Origin of the sequence: Asticcacaulis sp., assembly GCF_047605585.1 — a bacterium.
Classification (GTDB): domain Bacteria; phylum Pseudomonadota; class Alphaproteobacteria; order Caulobacterales; family Caulobacteraceae; genus Asticcacaulis.
Genome location: NZ_JASGFK010000003.1, coordinates 345688 through 362536, shown reverse-complemented (window position 1 = coordinate 362536; position 16849 = coordinate 345688). Strand labels below are relative to the sequence as shown.

General features: G+C 60.3%; 17 protein-coding genes. 5 read left to right on the top strand and 12 right to left on the bottom strand.

Going from position 1 to position 16849, the window contains the following annotated elements:
* Window positions 1–2: 2 nt before the first annotated feature.
* The 4 genes from QM647_RS10895 to crcB are packed head-to-tail and all read right to left on the bottom strand — an operon-like array spanning window position 3 to window position 2851.
* Window positions 3–749 (bottom strand): ATP12 family chaperone protein, encoded by a 747-nt coding sequence (locus QM647_RS10895; protein ID WP_414995538.1) that lies wholly within the window; start codon window positions 747–749, stop codon window positions 3–5.
* Between the two features lies 1 nt (window position 750).
* Entirely contained in the window at window positions 751–1449 is a 699-nt protein-coding gene (locus QM647_RS10890) for an HAD-IA family hydrolase (protein ID WP_414995537.1), read from the bottom strand.
* A complete protein-coding gene (locus tag QM647_RS10885; protein ID WP_414995536.1) occupies window positions 1446–2450 on the bottom strand; it encodes an RluA family pseudouridine synthase in 1005 nt (334 codons plus the stop codon). Before QM647_RS10885 ends, QM647_RS10890 begins: the two co-directional genes overlap by 4 nt.
* A complete protein-coding gene (crcB, locus tag QM647_RS10880) occupies window positions 2447–2851 on the bottom strand; it encodes a fluoride efflux transporter CrcB (protein ID WP_414995535.1) in 405 nt (134 codons plus the stop codon). The genes QM647_RS10885 and crcB overlap by 4 nt, the downstream gene beginning before the upstream one ends.
* 76 nt (window positions 2852–2927) lie before the next feature.
* Here crcB and QM647_RS10875 point away from each other — a divergent pair, with 76 nt between their 5' ends.
* The 3 genes from QM647_RS10875 to QM647_RS10865 are packed head-to-tail and all read left to right on the top strand — an operon-like array spanning window position 2928 to window position 5813.
* On the top strand, window positions 2928–3359 hold the full coding sequence (locus tag QM647_RS10875) for an HIT family protein (protein WP_414995534.1): 432 nt from the start codon (window positions 2928–2930) through the stop codon (window positions 3357–3359).
* Entirely contained in the window at window positions 3359–3985 is a 627-nt protein-coding gene (locus QM647_RS10870; RefSeq protein WP_414995533.1) for a histidine phosphatase family protein, read from the top strand. The genes QM647_RS10875 and QM647_RS10870 overlap by 1 nt, the downstream gene beginning before the upstream one ends.
* Before the next feature lie 49 nt (window positions 3986–4034).
* On the top strand, window positions 4035–5813 hold the full coding sequence (locus QM647_RS10865) for a DUF4153 domain-containing protein (protein ID WP_414995532.1): 1779 nt from the start codon (window positions 4035–4037) through the stop codon (window positions 5811–5813).
* Here the strand turns inward: QM647_RS10865 and QM647_RS10860 are convergent.
* The 3 genes from QM647_RS10860 to QM647_RS10850 form a co-directional block, all read right to left on the bottom strand.
* Window positions 5810–6805, bottom strand: a complete 996-nt coding sequence (locus QM647_RS10860) for an LLM class flavin-dependent oxidoreductase (protein ID WP_414995531.1) — start codon at window positions 6803–6805, stop codon at window positions 5810–5812. The two genes, QM647_RS10865 and QM647_RS10860, sit on opposite strands and share 4 nt — an antisense overlap.
* 142 nt (window positions 6806–6947) lie before the next feature.
* Complete coding sequence (locus QM647_RS10855; protein WP_414995530.1) at window positions 6948–7919, bottom strand: magnesium transporter CorA family protein; 972 nt, start codon at window positions 7917–7919, stop codon at window positions 6948–6950.
* Between the two features lie 51 nt (window positions 7920–7970).
* A complete protein-coding gene (locus QM647_RS10850; RefSeq protein ID WP_414995529.1) occupies window positions 7971–9110 on the bottom strand; it encodes an FAD-dependent oxidoreductase in 1140 nt (379 codons plus the stop codon).
* A gap of 73 nt (window positions 9111–9183) precedes the next feature.
* On the opposite strand from QM647_RS10850, the gene QM647_RS10845 reads away from it, so the two are divergent.
* Window positions 9184–9678 (top strand): MarR family winged helix-turn-helix transcriptional regulator, encoded by a 495-nt coding sequence (locus tag QM647_RS10845; protein WP_414995528.1) that lies wholly within the window; start codon window positions 9184–9186, stop codon window positions 9676–9678.
* An 89-nt stretch (window positions 9679–9767) separates the two neighbouring features.
* Here the strand turns inward: QM647_RS10845 and clpA are convergent, their stop codons facing one another.
* From clpA to QM647_RS10830, 3 genes are all read right to left on the bottom strand, one after another.
* Window positions 9768–12083 carry an ATP-dependent Clp protease ATP-binding subunit ClpA gene (gene clpA / locus QM647_RS10840; RefSeq protein WP_414995527.1) on the bottom strand — a complete coding sequence of 772 codons (2316 nt, stop codon included), beginning with the start codon at window positions 12081–12083 and terminating at the stop codon, window positions 9768–9770.
* Window positions 12084–12253: 170 nt separating this feature from the next.
* Window positions 12254–12583 carry an ATP-dependent Clp protease adapter ClpS gene (gene clpS, locus QM647_RS10835; protein WP_414995736.1) on the bottom strand — a complete coding sequence of 110 codons (330 nt, stop codon included), beginning with the start codon at window positions 12581–12583 and terminating at the stop codon, window positions 12254–12256.
* Between the two features lie 339 nt (window positions 12584–12922).
* Window positions 12923–13360: a phasin family protein gene (locus tag QM647_RS10830; protein WP_414995526.1), complete on the bottom strand. Its 438-nt coding sequence runs from the start codon at window positions 13358–13360 to the stop codon at window positions 12923–12925.
* 534 nt (window positions 13361–13894) lie between these two features.
* Between QM647_RS10830 and QM647_RS10825 the strand changes: the two genes are divergently transcribed.
* Window positions 13895–15364 carry a serine hydrolase gene (locus QM647_RS10825; protein WP_414995525.1) on the top strand — a complete coding sequence of 490 codons (1470 nt, stop codon included), beginning with the start codon at window positions 13895–13897 and terminating at the stop codon, window positions 15362–15364.
* Between the two features lie 143 nt (window positions 15365–15507).
* Here QM647_RS10825 and QM647_RS10820 read toward each other — a convergent pair whose 3' ends face one another.
* A complete protein-coding gene (locus tag QM647_RS10820) occupies window positions 15508–15969 on the bottom strand; it encodes a J domain-containing protein (RefSeq protein ID WP_414995524.1) in 462 nt (153 codons plus the stop codon).
* On the bottom strand, window positions 15969–16820 hold the full coding sequence (locus tag QM647_RS10815; RefSeq protein ID WP_414995523.1) for a division plane positioning ATPase MipZ: 852 nt from the start codon (window positions 16818–16820) through the stop codon (window positions 15969–15971). The genes QM647_RS10820 and QM647_RS10815 overlap by 1 nt, the downstream gene beginning before the upstream one ends.
* Window positions 16821–16849 lie beyond the last annotated feature (29 nt).

Here is a 16849-nt window from a genome sequence, read left to right as displayed (position 1 = left end):
GCTCACTTTAGGGCGTCAAACCAGATTTGCAACGTCTTTGCCTGCACCCGCATGCCGGCGGCGCGTTTGGCGGCTTCGGCATCGGCGCCCCAGGTTTCGGACTGGAAATCCTCGCCGATACGTGAGGCATCGAAGGCCGCTGCACCGGTCAAATGGCCACGCCACAGGGCAATCGCCAGGATCACCGACCCCAGCAGCGGAATGGCCAGCATGATCCCCGCCTGTTCGTAGGGCGTGGCATTGGCGATCAATGATTGAATCCGCCGGATGGTTTCCTTCGGCTGCGGCTGGTGGATGATGCTCTGGTTCTGGTGGAACTGGAGATCGAGCGCCGCATCGGCCCAGACCAGTACGGGCGTCCAGGCTTCGGTTTCACGCGCCTGCAGGGCGGCCGGATATTCCGACGGATAGCACAACAGATCGGTTTCGGAATAGCGCGTCACCTCGGCCAGGGTCTCGTCCAGCACCTCCCCCATGCGATCAACGCTGGCAAAACCGAGGCGGGTCAAGGACATGGCTTCGTAATCGACGTAATCGCCGACCGCCGCCCATTCTGCTTCGACCAGTGACGCAAGAGCCGCATTAGGCAGGACCATGACATTGCCCTTGGGCGTCTTGACCGGCCGGCCATCGAGGGTAACGGCAAATCCGCCCTCCACTGAAAGGGTGGCTGTGGCTTTCCAGAAGCGTTTCGGGCGGAAGCCCAGGCTATCGGATTTCTTATCGGGCGCTTCAGCTTTGTAGGTCATATCAGTAACTTGCGCGTTTCGCTTCAGGCAAGACTTCCGGATTGAAGTCATCCAGAAGCGCCTTCAGCTCGGTGAAATCATGGACGATATCGTGGGCGCCGGCCAGTTGCAGTTCCTCGACCGTATGGAAGCCCCAGGAGACGCCGACCGCGCGGACATGGGCGCTGCGGGCCATCTTCATATCATGGCTGGCGTCGCCGATCATCACGGCTTCGTGCGTGGCCACGCCGAGCGCATCGAGATTGCGCTGGAGCATGTGCGGATGCGGCTTGGAAGGGCCATCATCGGCGCAGAAGGTGACGTCGAACAGATCGCCCCAGCCATGCTTGGCCACGGTGCGGGTCACGCCGCGGCGCGAATTGCCGGTGGCCATGCCGATCAGCCAGCCCTCGGCTTTCAGGGCCCGCATGGTGTCCTCTGCGCCGATATAGAGGTCTTCGCTGAACTCCGGATCGGCGTGAAAACGCAGGAAGGCCTGCTGGAACTCATGCGTATAGGCGGCGATGGTCTCGTTATCGAGATCGGGGCGCATCATGGCCAGGGCATCGAACAGCGACACGCCGACAATGGCGCGCACGTCGTCATAGGTCGGCGGATCAATATTGATGGCATGGGCGGCTTCCACCGCCGCGCGGAAGATCGACGAGCGGCTGTCGATCAAAGTGCCATCAACGTCAAAAACGGCGAGACGCAAACTCATCTTTTCTTCTTTTTCTTATTGGCAAACGGATCGGTCTCTGCCTCGTGCTCATCGAAACCGAAGCGGTCGAAACCGGCCTGGATAACCGGATCGAGCGGCGCCTCGACGATCAGGGTGCCGTTGGTCGGGTGCGGCAGCTCGATGCGGCGGTGATGCAGTTGCAGGTTCAGGCCGGCCGAAAGGGACTGGCTCTCCTCGCTGCCATATTTCGGATCGCCCAGGATCGAATGGCCGATGGCCTGCATGTGGGCGCGCAGCTGGTGCGTGCGGCCGGTATGCGGACGCAGGGCCATCCAGGTCACGCGCGGACCGGCGCGGGAAATGGTGACATATTCGGTTTCCGCCTGCTCGGCGCCCGGTTCATTGGGCTCGGCCGGCTGGACGATCTCGCGGTCGTGGAAGCCCTTCTTGACCAGCGGCGTATCGATATAACCGTCTTCCGGCTTGGGATTGCCGACCACCAACGCCCAGTAGGTCTTGTTGGCGCGGCGCTTGGCGAAGGCGCCGGAAAGGCGCGCCGCGGCCTGCGGGCTTTTGCCAAGCAGCAGCACCCCCGAGGTATCGCGGTCGAGGCGGTGAACCAGGCGCGGGCGTTCCAGCCCCTCGCCCCAGGCTGACAACAGCCGGTCGATATGGTTCTTGGTCTTGGTGCCACCCTGCACGGCCAGGCCGGAGGGCTTGTTGAGGGCGATAACGTCCTCGTCCTCATAGAGCACCAGCGAATGGGCGAAGCGGATTTCCTGCGGCGACAGCAGGGCGCGTTCGCGCTTCTGCTGGTCGACATCCGGCGCCTCCGGCAGCGGCGGGACGCGGATGGTCTGGCCGGTGGCGAGACGCGTATCGGCCTTCACCCGGCCGCCATCGACGCGCACCTGGCCGGAACGCAGCAGCTTGTTTAGCTGTACATGGTTGATATGCGGCCAGCGGCGCTTGAAGAAGCGATCGACGCGGATGCCGTCCTCGCCATCGGTAATGTACAGGGTCTTGACGTCTTTACTCATGAAAATTTCCGTATCAGGAACAGGCCGGCCATCACGGCGGCGATGGAAAGGATGACCGACAGCGAGACATAGCTCGCCGCCAGGCCGTAGGCGCGGCGCTCCAGCATCTGCACCGTTTCCAGCGAAAACGAGGAGAAGGTGGTAAAGCCGCCGAGAACGCCGACGCCCAGCAGCAGGCGCGCGCGTTCGGTATCGAAGAGGCCCTTCAGCGGACCAAACAGAAGGCCCATCAGCAGCCCGATCAGCAATCCGCCGATCAGGTTGGCCAGGAAGGTGCCGACCGGCCAGTCCGTAAGCGGCCAGCCTTCATGCCGCCACCATCCGGCGGACGCGAGGCCCAGCAGATAACGGCAGGCCGAGCCAAAGGCGCCGCCCAGCATGACTAAAAGAATATTGATCATGGGCGAGCTAATACCCCTCTTGGCGGGCTTATCATAGTCCTTTAAGTTCGGAATCATTACAAATCAAAGGTCCTCCATGAGCCTCCAGACCCAGTACGATCCGAAAAACATCTTCGCCAAGATCCTGAGCGGCGATATCCCCTCGGCCAAGGTCTATGAGGATGCGCGGATTTTGAGCTTTATGGACGCCTTTCCGCAATCCAGGGGCCATACACTCGTCATCCCCAAGGTGAAGGCCTGCAACCTGTTCGATATCCCGTCCGAGCACCTGCAAAACCTGATCGCCCAGACGCAGAAGGTCGGCCGCGCCGTGCGTGACGCGCTGGAGCCGGATGGCATCCGCATCATGCAGTTCAATGGCGAGGCCGCCGGCCAGACGGTCTTCCATATCCACTTCCATATCATTCCCGTCTGGGAAGACAGCCCGCCGCGCCGCCATGGCAGCGGCGAAATGGCTGACTTCAATGAATTGAAAGACTTGGCGGCCCAGATTAAAGCGAAACTGTAATGTCCTTCTACGTCCTTCGCCATGGCCAGACCGATTGGAACGTGCAGATGCGCCTCCAGGGCTCGACCGATATTCCGCTGAACGAGACCGGTCGCGCACAGGCGCATGTGGCGGCGAAAATCCTGGCGGGCGAAGGTATCACGAAAATCATCGCCAGCCCCCTCTCCCGCGCGCTGGAAACGGCGCGGATCGTGGGCGCGGCAAGCGGTATCGAGCCGGTGATCGATGGGCGGCTGATCGAGCGCAATTTCGGCCAGTTCGAAGGCATGACGATCGATGAGGTCCACCAACACCGCGAGGATATGCGCGAGCATATGAACCCGCAGGCCGATGTCGACGGCAAGCACTATCCGTGGGACGCCGAACCGTTGCCGGAGGTGATCGACCGGGTCTATGCCTGCGTTAATGAATATCGCGCGGGCGGCGGCAAATGCCTGTTTGTCTTCCACGGCATTCCCTTCCGCGCCGTGACGCGCAAGTTCCTGAACGACATGTATTCCAGCCCCAATGCCGCGCCGGCACGGTTTGAAGAGGTCGATGGCGGGTGGCGGATGATTGCGCTCGATCCGGACAATGCGCCGATCCAGCAGATCTACAACGCGCAAACCACGATGGGGCGGATATAGCCGCACCACGCATTTCGTGTTACCCCTGTGACAAAACGGGGGAAACGCGATGAACACTCACTCATTGAAAGCCAATGAAGCGCTCATTGTCCGGCTGGCGGTCGGGCTCGTCTTCGGCCTGGGCATTGCCTGGTTGATAAAGAGCTTCGATGCGCTGGAAGGCAAGTCCGTGCCATTGTGGGCGCAGGTGCTGACCAGTACCCTGATCCTGGGCGCCTTTATCGTCTGGGCCGGCGCCGGCGCCATGAAGCGGCTCAGCCTCGCCCTCTGGAGCGCGATTGCGTTGGGCCTGATCGCCCTGATCGCCTGGAACCGCGCCGCCCATAGCCTCGACACCAACTTCAATCCGTTTTTCCTCAATCTGTCCTTCCTGATCTATCCGTTTCTGTTCGTCAGCCACGAACTGATCTCCAGCGCTGACCAGGCCGGAAAACCGATCGCGCCCTACGCTCTCTATTTCGACGAAGCATGGAAACGCGGCGTACAACTGGTCCTGAGCGGCATTTTCACCCTCCTCTTCTGGGCAATTCTGTTTCTCGGCGCCGGTCTGCTCGGCTTTATCGGCTTCCACTGGTTCAAGGATTTGCTGACGAATGAATATTTCGCCTTTCCGATGACCGGGCTGGCGATTGCGTCGTCCGTCAATCTCGGCGATGTCCAACCCAAGCTGATGCACAACTTCCGCGCCCTGGTGCTGGGCGTTCTGTCGTGGCTGCTGCCGGTGATCACGATAATCGGCCTGCTGTTTGCCGTCTCGCTGTGCTTCAGCGGGCTGGAACCGCTGTGGAAGACCAAGGCGGCGACGGCTTCCCTGCTGGCCGGTTGCGTGGCGCTGGTCCTGCTGATCAATGCCGCCTGGCAGCAGGGCGATGAGACGGTCAAGGCGCACATCATTCTGCGCTGGTCAGCGCGGATCGCTTGCGGGCTGCTGCTGGTTTTCTCATGCCTGGCGGCCTGGTCATTGTGGCTGCGCATCGCCCAGTACGGCCTGACGCCGGAACGCACCATGGCGCTGGTCGGCGTGACCATCGCCTTACTCTATGGACTGGGCTATGCGGTGGCGGCCGTCATGCCAAAAGGCTGGCTCGTCCTGCTCGCGCCCGTCAATATTGCTTTGGCCTTTATCGCCGCGTTGATCTGTCTGTGCGTTCTGACGCCAATCGCCGATCCCTATCGCCTGAGCGCAGCCTCACAAGCCGACCGCGTCAATAGCAGCAAGGTGGCGTCGGACAAATTTGACTGGCGCGTGCTGCGGTTTGAGACCGGCAGCTATGGGATTGATGAACTGAAACACCTGAGTAAGGCAGGAAAGACGGAAGCTATTCGCAAAGCAGCCAATGAAGCCTCTGCCATGCCTAGTGGATATCGCTGGGGAGCGCCGCCAAAGGATGAGGACAAACCCAAAACCTATCGCCCCGATGTCAAACACATAACTATGCTCACGAAGGATGCCGTACCGGCCGATTTCCTCAGCCAGACATATATGGAAGAGCCGTATCCCCTGCCTGATTGTCTCACTGCCAGTGACAAGAAATGTGAGGGCCGGCTGTTCGATCTGGATGATGACGGCAATCGTGAATTGCTGCTCTATAGTGAGCCCTATCTGTACGCCTTCACGCATACCCCAACCGGTTGGGTTTTGATCAATAATGGCCAAGCCCTTGAAGGCGAGGCAGTCAGTAACTTCCGGAGTGGGAATTTCCTCGCTGAAAAACCGCGCTGGAACAAACTACGCTTTGGAAAGTCAACCGTCATTCAATACAGTGATGACAAGTTCAAAACACCTTCCGGCCCTCATGCTGACAACATAAGATTCGTCTCCAACTAAGCCTTCTGCATCATCGGCAGGCCAGCGAACAATTCCACCGATTTCAGACGGGCGGCGATATCGTGGATCGGCATAGAGACGATCAGTTCGTCGGCCTGGGTCTGTTCCAGAAAGCTGCCCAGACGCTTCTCGATCGTGGCCGGTGAGCCGACCATGGCGTAGCGCAGCATATGATCGATCATCGCTGTTTCGTCCGGCGTCAGGCTGGCGACGGCGTCATAGCTGGGACGCGGGAACGGCGTGCGGACATTACGGCGCAGGTTGGCGAAGGACTGCTGCATCGAGGTGTAGAGATATTCCGCCTCGGCATCGCTGTCCGCCGCCACGCCCATGACACCGACCATGGTGTGCGGCTTGTTGAGCACCGCTGACGGCCGGAAATGCTGGCGATAGAGCTGAAGCGCATCGAACAGCAGTTCTGGCGCGAAGTGCGAGGCAAAAGCGTAAGGCAATCCCAGTTGCGCCGCCAGTTGGGCGCTATAGAGCGAGGAACCGAGCAGCCAGATAGGCACCTTACTGTTGGCGCCGGGCACAGCCAGGATGCGTTGGCCTTCATCCGGTTCGCCAAGCAGATGCTGCAACTCAAGGATATCGTTCGGGAAACTTTCGACACCCGCATCCATATTCCGGCGCAGGGCGCGGGCGGTCATCATATCGGTGCCAGGGGCGCGACCGATGCCGAGATCGACCCGGCCAGGATTGAGCGCTTCCAGGGTGCCGAACTGTTCGGCGATCACCAGCGGCGAATGGTTGGGCAGCATGATGCCGCCCGAGCCGATGCGGATGGTCTTGGTCGCCGCACCGACATGGGCGATCACAATGGAGGTCGCCGCCGAAGCGATGCCGGGCATGCCGTGATGTTCGGCCAGCCAGTAGCGTTTGTAGCCCGCCGCCTCTGCTGCCTGCGCCATCTTCGCCGAATTGGCCAGGGCATCGCCGATGCTGGAGCCTTCGGAAATCTGCGACAGATCGAGGATGGAAAAGGGTATCATGCGGCGCGCTCCGTAAACCTCCAGGCCTTGGCCTGGCAAGGGCGACCGCCCGCCGCCGCCGATGCGGCGAGCCTGCGCGGCCTCTAAGCGCTTATGTAGGGGATGCAGTTACGATTGAAAGCCCTGCTCGGAAATTATAAGTTCAGAGCCAGCCGCGGCGGCGGAAATACCAGTATGGCAGCAACACCGCGACCACCATCAGCCCTAAAGCCACGGGATAGCCGACCATCCAGTGCAGTTCGGGCATATGGTCGAAATTCATGCCGTATATGCCAGCGACCAGGGCCGGCGGCAGGAAGAAGACCGCCGTGGTCGAGAAGATCTTGCCGATCTGGTTCTGCTCGACATTGATCATGCCCAGCGCCGCATCGAGCTGAAAGCTGATCTTGCCCGAGAGGAAAGCCGATTGCTCGGTCACGGATTGCGCATCGCGGCCCAGCGCCTTCAGGGCGCGGGCATAGGCATCCCCCGGCGGCAGGGTATTAGCGAGGTAGGCGCACAGGCGATGCAGGCTCTGGGTGCTTTCGTGGATACGCGAATTGAGATCGGCATAGAAACCGAGCGCCTTGAGCACCTCGTGCATAATCTCCGAAGGCGTGCGCTTTTCCCCTTCAAAGCCATGATCGGAAAAGATGCGGCCGGACAGGCGGTCCAGGCCGGTGATTACCTCTTCGGCATGGGCGGCGGTGCGCAGGATCAGCATTTCCACAAGCGCCATCAGCACATCCGTGCTCGTCCGGAACTTTTTGGGCGATAGCAGCAGGCGTTCCTGAAGCTGAAGGAAGGCGGGGGAATCGATATCGCGCAGGGTGATCAGAAAATCCGGCGTCAGGATGAGGGTGACCGTGCTGCAGGTGCGCGCCTCGTTATCGTCCAGCAGGGTGGCGGTCATGTAGGCGGTGCCGTCACGTGTATACATGCGGTTGAGCGCGTGATTCTGCCAGGTTTCCTCCCGCGACGGCAGGGCAATATTGAGGTTCTGCGGCAGCTGCCGCAGTTCATCTTCGCTGGGCTGGATCAGGTCCACCCAGACCGGATCGTCCGGCACGTTCTGATCGGCCCTTTGCTGCGTTTCCGCGACGCGGTCGCCTGTCCGGTGGAAGATCGTGATCATGGGGCCACCCCGCTGTTTTCCACAGGGTACGCCCACACGCTTGCCTAATGCTTAAGACGCGGCGATACCGAAGCTCTTGAATATACGCACGGCATTTTGCAGACCGTCAGGTCCCAGAAAGGCTTCCATAGCCTCAGCGGACTGGCGCGCGGATTCCGGTATTCGCGCGAACATGGCTTCTTCGTAAGCCCGGACGCCCGCACGCCAGTCCGGTCCGGCGATGGCCTGAGCCAATTCAAGAGCATCCAGCATGGCGTTATTGACGCCCTCGCCGGCAAAGGGAGACATGACGTGCGCCGCATCGCCCAGCAGGGTGACGCCGCTGCGGTGCGGCCAGCGATAACCCACCGGAAAGGCATAGATCGGTCGGGCGGCAATATGATCGCCACAGGACTGAATGAAAGCCAGCAGATCCGGCGACCATCCCGCCAGATGCCCTGTCAACACCTCGCGCGCCTTGTCGGCAGACGACAGATCGAGCGCGGTTAGTGCATTTTCCAGCACGCGCAACGCCACATAGACATGCAGTTTGCCACCCGAATTGCGCTGCGCGATAAGGCCCTTGCCCTCCGCCAGGGCGAAAATCTTACCCGGCCCGACCAACCGCGACAACTCAGGATGGCGGCGATCAGCATCCTCGATAGTCAATTCGACAAAGCTGATACCGCTGTAAGCCGGTTTTTCCGCGGAGACCAGCGCACGGGTTCGCGACCAGGTGCCATCGGCGCCGACGACCAGATCGAAAGTACCCCCGGAACCATTTTCCATCTGTATCTCGAAGCCCTCGCCGATCAGCTGGATAGCGCGAACCTTGCTGCCCCAGCACACTGTATCCGCCGGCAGGGAGCGTAGCAGGAGACTGCGCAACTGGGCGCGATCGATCTCCGGGCGGCCATCGTGACTTTCGTCATCGTCGTTGTAAACGCAGAGCCCGTCCTTGTCGTACAGCCGCACGCTCTGGTCCTCCGGACGGGCGTAGCGGTCGAACTCTTCCCTCAACCCGGCGGCGGCCAGCGCGGCCAGACCGGACTCTGTATGCAGATCGAGCGACCCACCCTGCCTACGACTATCCGGCGCCATGTCCGCTTCGAAGACCGTTGTGTCGATACCCTTGAGCTGAAGAAGACGCGCCAGGGTCAGGCCGCCAGGGCCACCGCCGATAATGGCCGTACGGGGTTGGACTTGCGTCATGTCAAAAGCTCCGCTACAAATTCAATAGGCACCTATATATATTTAAATAGGCACCTATGCAAATGGAGTTTCCGTGTTTAGTCCTGATTTCTTTTCGCGACCGGGGCATCTGGTCAATCGCCTCGCCCGCCTGATGAACCGTCTCGGCGAAGAACGCCTGAAGCCGCTAGGCTTCAGCACCGGCCAGCTACCGGTGCTGGGTGTGCTGTCAGATGGCAAGGCCCTGCCGCAAAAGGACCTGGCGCAGTGGGCGAAGATCGAGCAGCCCAGCATGGCGCAGATGCTGGCGCGCATGGAACGCGACGGCCTGATTCACCGCATACCCGATCCGGAGGACAAACGCAGCAGTCTGATCTCTCTGACTGAAGACGCCATCGCACGCCTGCCCGCCATGCATGAGGTGCTGACCCAGGGCAATGCCGACGCTCTCACCGGCCTGAGCGACGAGGAGGTCGCGACCCTGAGCCTGTTGCTGAAGAAGGTAATCGCCAATCTGGAAGCCTTGGATAAGACGCAGGAGGCACAGCCTTCTGCACCTCGACACTTGGCAGATGAGACTGAAACATAAAAAATCCCGAACCTTAAGGTCCGGGATTTTTTTATGTTTTCAATTAACACCATCGCGTTGTGGGGTGCAGGGGACCGCGTCCCCTGCCCTTACTCTACGATTTCGGCCTTGGCGCCCGGCTTATCCGCGCCCTTTTGCGAAGGCGTGATATCGAAGGCGATCTTGCCGTCGGCCAGTTTGACCAGGATATGGCCGCCCTTGACCAGCTTGCCGAAGAGGATTTCATCGGCCAGCGGCTTCTTGATGTTTTCCTGGATGACGCGGGCCAGCGGGCGGGCGCCATACAGTTCGTCGTAACCGTTTTCGGACAGCCAGGCGGCCGCTTCGTCGGTCAGTTCGATCGAGATATGGCGGTCGGCCAGTTGCATTTCCAGTTGCAGGATGAACTTCTGGACGACCTGCGAAATCACTTCCGGCTTCAGTTGCTTGAAGGTGACGATGGCATCCAGACGGTTGCGGAATTCCGGCGTGAACAGGCGCTTGATGGCGGCTTCATCTTCACCGGAGACCTTTTCACGGCCGAAGCCGATCGAGTTCTTCTGGTTATCCGAAGCGCCGGCGTTCGTGGTCATGATCAGGATCACGTTGCGGAAGTCGACCTTCTTGCCCACCGCATCCGTCAGCACGCCATGATCCATGACCTGAAGCAGGATATTGTAGATGTCGGAATGCGCCTTTTCGATTTCGTCGAGCAGGACGATCGAGTGCGGTTGCTGATCGACGGCATCGGTCAGCAGGCCGCCCTGGTCGTGACCGACATAGCCCGGAGGGGCGCCGATCAGACGCGAGACAGTGTGACGCTCCATATATTCCGACATGTCGAAGCGCAGCAGGTCGATCCCCATGGTCGCGGCCAGTTGCTTGGCCACTTCGGTCTTGCCAACGCCGGTCGGACCGGAGAACAGATAGCAGCCGATCGGCTTCTGCGGATCGCGCAGGCCGGCACGGGCCAGCTTGATGGCGGTCGAGAGCTGTTCGATGGCCTCGTCCTGGCCGAAGACAACGCGGTTGAGATCCACCTTCAGGTCACGCAGGGCCTGGGTATCGTCACGCGACACCGTCTTGGACGGCACGCGGGCGATCTTGGAGATCACATACTCGATCTCCTTCGGACCAATCACCTTGCGGCGCTTGTTTTCCGGCAGGACCATCTGCAGGGCGCCGGCTTCGTCGATCACGTCGATCGCCTTGTCGGGCAGCTTGCGGTCGGTGATGTAACGCGCCGACAGTTCCACCGCCGTCTTGATGGCGGCGTCGGTGTATTTCAGATGGTGGAAGGTCTCATAATAGGGCTTGAGGCCTTTCAGGATCTTGATGGTGTCGTCCAGCGTCGGCTCGTTGACGTCGATCTTCTGGAAGCGACGCACCAGGGCGCGGTCCTTCTCGAAGTGCTGACGATATTCCTTATAGGTGGTCGAGCCCATGCAGCGCAGGGTGCCAGCCGCCAGCGCGGGCTTCAGCAGGTTAGAGGCATCCATGGCCCCGCCCGAAGTGGCGCCGGCGCCGATGACGGTGTGGATTTCATCGATGAACAGGACAGCATTGGGATGCGCCTCCAGTTCCTTGACGACCTGCTTGACGCGCTCTTCGAAATCACCGCGGTAGCGGGTGCCCGCCAGCAGGGTGCCCATGTCAAGCGAGTAGATGGTGGCGCCGGCCAGGACATCCGGCACTTCGCCATCGACGATCTTCTTGGCCAGGCCTTCGGCGATGGCCGTCTTGCCGACGCCCGGATCGCCGACCAGCAGCGGGTTGTTCTTGGTGCGGCGGCACAGGATCTGAATGGCGCGCTCGACCTCGGCCGAACGACCGATCAGCGGATCGACCTTGCCGTGGCGCGACTTCTCATTGAGATCGACACAGTAAGCGGCAAGCGCATCGGTAGAACCGCCCTTGGCCTTCTCTTCAGACGTGTTGGCGTTGTCTTCCGTGGCGCCGCGCACGACACGCGGTTCGGAGGCGCCCGGCTTCTTGGCGATGCCGTGGGCGATGTAGTTGACCGCATCGTAGCGAGTCATTTCCTGCTCCTGCAGGAAGAAGGCGGCGTGCGATTCACGTTCGGAGAAGATGGCGACCAGCACATTAGCGCCGGTCACCTCATCGCGGCCCGACGACTGGACATGGATCACCGCGCGCTGGATGACGCGCTGGAACCCGGCGGTGGGCTTGGCCTCTTCCGAGCTGGGTTCGATCAGCGACTTGAGATCATTTTCGATATAGGCGTCAAGCGCCGTGCGCAGCTTGGCCAGATCGACGTTACAAGCACTCATGACGGCCGCCGCATCGACATCGTCGATCAGGGCCAGCAGGAGGTGCTCAAGTGTCGCATATTCGTGATGATGGGCATTGGCGTGACCGACTGCGCGGTGCAGGGTCTCTTCTAATGCGCTGGAAAATGACGGCATGACGACCTCCAATAAAACCTGAAAACGCTGTTACTCAACTCAAACTCTGAACCCGAATTCTTAACGCGTGGTTTAGATATTAACCATGCAGAACCCTAGCCCCCACAGTCTGAACCTGATCTGAATTCTGCTGACAGAATTCGGATAAAATCCCGGCCGTTCGTCTATCTTCAATCCTTCTCCATAGTGCACTGCAACGGATGCTGATGGCGGCGCGCCATATCAACCACTTGCGCCACCTTGGTTTCCGCGACTTCGTAAGTATAGACGCCGCACACCCCTACCCCCGTCTGATGGACGTGCAGCATGATGAGCGTGGCGTCTTCCCTGGATTTATTGAAGAAACGCTCGAGCACGTAAACGACAAACTCCATTGGCGTGTAGTCGTCGTTCAGAATCAGAACACGATAAAGTGAGGGCTTCTGCGGCTTGGGCTTGGTTTCGATCAGCAGACCGGGCGCCTGCCCCGGACGGGTGGTCGTGCCCTTGTCAGCCGCCATGACCGCCTGTTCGTTCGCCTGCTGATTCTGTCGCAAAATACGTCTCATCTCAAATAGGTCTCGAAGCTACCCTGTACGATCTGCCATATGCGCATTCGCCGCTTGCTAACAGATTGTGACGGAGTCGCCTGATTACAAGATAGTCCAAATGGCCGCGCTGTTAAGGCCCTAAATTCAAAAACATGCCGCAATGCGATCACAGACCGTATCAAGGTGTGACGGGTCTGCGTCAGATAGGAAAAGCCCCGCACCAGTCAAGGCGCGGGGCTTTAATTTATGCGCTGCCGCCAGAGGCGGAGCCCTGTCTAGTGGCAGGACTTGCTTAGCGGTAAGACTGGCTTAGCGGTAGGATTGGAACTTCTCGACGGCGGCGGTCATGCGCGCGTTGATCGGCTTGAAGGTATCCTTGAACGAGGCCGACAGGGTTTCGGTCAGCAGGTTCATTTCCGAGACGTAGGCTTCCATCGAGGACTTGGCATACTTGGACTGCAGCTCGATGACTTCCTGGATGCTCTTGGCGCCTTGCAGGGTCTTGGCGGCCGAGACGGCTTCTTCCCAGTTCTTCTTGGAGAAGGCCACGGCTTGCGCGCCAACCGTTTCCGCGCCCTTGGTGGCGGCGGTCAGGCTTTCGACGACGGCCTCGACATTGCCCTTGGCCAGGGTGTTGGCTTCGTTCAGGCCGGCCAGGGTCTTTTCGACCGAATCCTTGAAGGCCTGATTGCCAGCGGTGGTGAACTTATCAACGGTCGTCTTGATGGTTTCAGCAGCTTCCGACATGGGTAAACTCCTTTTCATGGGGGTGGGCAGATCAACTCAGGAACACGCTTGGGTGAAGATCATTTGGGTTCCGGACCTTCTGCCCGATTGATGCGGAACATAACGCAGGTGCAGCATAAGGTCAAGCTTTATGTTGCGCTGCACAAAAATGAAATGAAAGTCCCGGCGACGCGATTCCCCTCATATGGGAGTTTCTTGGCGTCCATATGACGGTGATGGTTGTCTCGCATGGAGCGGGGCGCAGAACCAGCGCGAAATGCGCAGATGACGGTCACGATCCGGTGAGTTTAAGTTTTGATTAAGGAAAATTCACGACAGAATTAGCCTCTGACGTTATGGTGATTTTAGCGCTCACATTGAGAACACATTGTTTTCTTATTTCAGGGGACTGGGTTTTCTTAATCCTGTGAGTATCCGGCGGAAATCAGCAATGTGTAAGTCGCGTGTGTAACGAGTTGAGGATAGCTTTTGATGCGTATGATCGGGCGGATGTTTAAGCGGGCCGGGGAAATCTGTTCAAATGGGAGGCAGGGCATGAGAACGGCTGTATTGCTGATCGCGGCTGTTTTTTCCGTGAGCGTACCTGTGGCGGCCGGCGCCCAGGACCTGACCGACAATGCCCGTTATGCCGCCATCGTCGTCGATGCCCAGTCGGGTGAAGTCTTTTATGCCCAGCGCGCCGATTCGGCCCGTTACCCCGCCTCGCTGACCAAGATCATGACGCTCTATATGGCGTTCGATGCCCTGGCGCACGGCACGCTGAAGCCGACCGATCAGATCACCATAAGTGCCAAGGCGGCCTCGCAGGCGCCGGTGAAGGTCTATCTCAAGCCGGGCGATTCGATCGATGTCGATACCGCCATGCGCCTGGTGGCCCTCTATTCGGCCAACGACCTGGCCGTGGCTCTGGCCGAAAAGATCGGCGGCACCGAAGAGCGCTTCGCCGCCATGATGACCATTCGCGCCCAGGACCTCGGCATGACCCAGACGCGTTTCGTCAACGCCAACGGCCTGCCCGACCCGCGCCAGCTTTCCTCGGCGCGCGACCTGGCCATTCTGGCCCGCGCGGTGATGCGCGACTATCCGCAGTATTACGACTATTTCAACCTGCCCTCGCAGGACTTCCGCGGCCGCACCTATGTCAATCATAATCCCCTTCGCGGCATGCCGGGGATCGACGGCATGAAGACCGGCTTCACCAATGCCGCCGGCTATAATCTGGTGGCTTCGGGCGTGCGCAACAATCACCGCCTGATCGCCGTCATGCTCGGCGGTTCGAACAAGACCCAGCGCCGCGAACACGTCACGGCCCTGATGAATACCGGCTTTGAAGTCATTGCCCGCCGCGATCGTGGCGAGAAGATCGAAATCGCCCAGAACGAATTCACCCGCGCCATGGATGCCGAAGCCCGGCTGCCGGACAGCCCGCAACCCTATACCATCCTGGCGGATAACGGTCAGGTGGTCGGCAATTCGCCTCTCACCGATGCCCAGCTGCGCGAAACCCTGGCCGGCAGCGAACAGGCCAATGCCGCGGATGTCGATGTCCAGCGCACCAGCTCGACCGTAAAGGCGCCGGACGTGGCCCAGGCCCTGAGCGCCGCCACCAACACCGTTGCCGTGGTCAAGACGCCCGCGCCGGTAAAGACTACCCAGGTGGCCACCGCCGACAAGGCTCCTGCCAAATCGAAGAAGGCTGAGCTGGCGGACAAGGCCAAGGATGCGGCGAAGGACAGCAAGGGCAAGAAGAAAAAGGACCCGACGGCGGTCTATGCCATCCAGATCGGCGCCTTCAAGGACAAGACTCTGGCCAATGACTGGGCCAAGAAGATGAAGACGAAGTTCAGCGATCATCTCTCCGGTGGCACCACCGACATCAGCAAGAATGAAAACGGCTGGTATCGCACGCGCTTTGTCACCCTGACCAAGGCCCAGGCCTCGGCCGCCTGCAAGGATATCTCGGCCAAACATCTGGACTGCATGGTGATTAAGCCCGACGCCTAAACTTACGGGGCGTGGGGTCCGTGACCCCACAAATCTTACCTTGTTCCAAAGAAAAACCCGGCCTTAAAGACCGGGTTTTTCTTTGGAAAGAGAGAAGACTTGGGGCCGCAGGCCCCGGGGGCGCCGAGCCAAACCCCGTAAGTTTAGCGACGGCGTTTGAGCAGCACGTCACGCGCCGCATTCAGCGCACTGGCGCGCCCCACATCCCCGCCCTGATCCGGGTGCGCCGCCTTCATCAGCCGCTTCCACGCCTCACGGATCGCTTTCCGATCGGCGCCGATGGCCAGCCGCAGGGTGTTATAAGCCTTGATCTCTTCCGGGGTATAGCTGGCAGCCGTCGCCGGTTGCTGAGGCTGGCGAAAATAAGCCTGATAGCGCACACTGCCGCTCAGCACGAACGACACCAGGAACGACACCAGCCCCTGCCACACCATTCCGCGCATCAACAGAGTGACGCCCAACACCACCAACCCCATGGCGATGACACTGCGCAGCGTACGGAACTGGCGTATCCACGGTCCGGGGTTCAAACGCCCCAGACGCGACTGTTTCCCGACCCAGGCCAGGAACAGAAAGACAGCGACCGCCCCGATGGCCCACAACATCAGGCGTCCACGGCCTCAATATCTTCGACCGTATGCGGCACTTCCTCGCCGGCTTCCAGGCCGAGCGATCCCATCAGGGCACGCAGTTCGGCACGTGCGGCGATATGAGTCAGCGATACCGCCACCGGACGGATTTCCGCCGACAGATCGGCGACCGTGAGGCCAAACGGGAACAGCTCGCGATAGATAACCCGGTCACGCAGACCAGCCAGCACCTCGAAGCCGACGCGCTTGCCCAGGGCCTGCACGCGCTCATCCACCCGTTTACGGTTACGCGCCTCATTGGCGGCCAGGCGATTGCGCAGCACGATCCAGTCGATCGACTTGCCGTCCCAGACAGCGCGCTGCTTGCGCGAATTCCACACGGTCTCGGCATAGATCGACGGCCGCTTGACATCGAGGGTCACCGGATCGACCTCGCCCAGCAGGTCGAAATCGATAAAGCTGTCGTTCATCGGCGTGATGATCAGGTGCGCCACGGCATGCGCCCGGCGCGACAGGACGTGATCGCCACCCGGCGTATCGATGATGATGTAGTCGGCCTGCTCAATGGCTTCATCGAGCGCACGGTCGAAGGCCGCCTTGGCCTCCGCTTCCGGCATGGCCAGCAGGCTGGCCGGCTTGTCGTGCAGATGCGGCTCGAAGGCGTTCGGCAGCACCTTCTCGTTGGCCGCCGCCCATTTGGCGCGGTTGGAGAAGAAACGGGCGAGCGAACGCTGGCGCAGGTCGAGATCGATGAAGGCCACGCGCTTGCCGAGGTGCAGCAGGTGTACGGCCACATGCATGGCCACGGTGGATTTCCCCGCCCCGCCCTTTTCATTACCGAACACCAGAATACGCGTATCAGACATCATTCACTCCCGCCCACCATAAAGCCGAT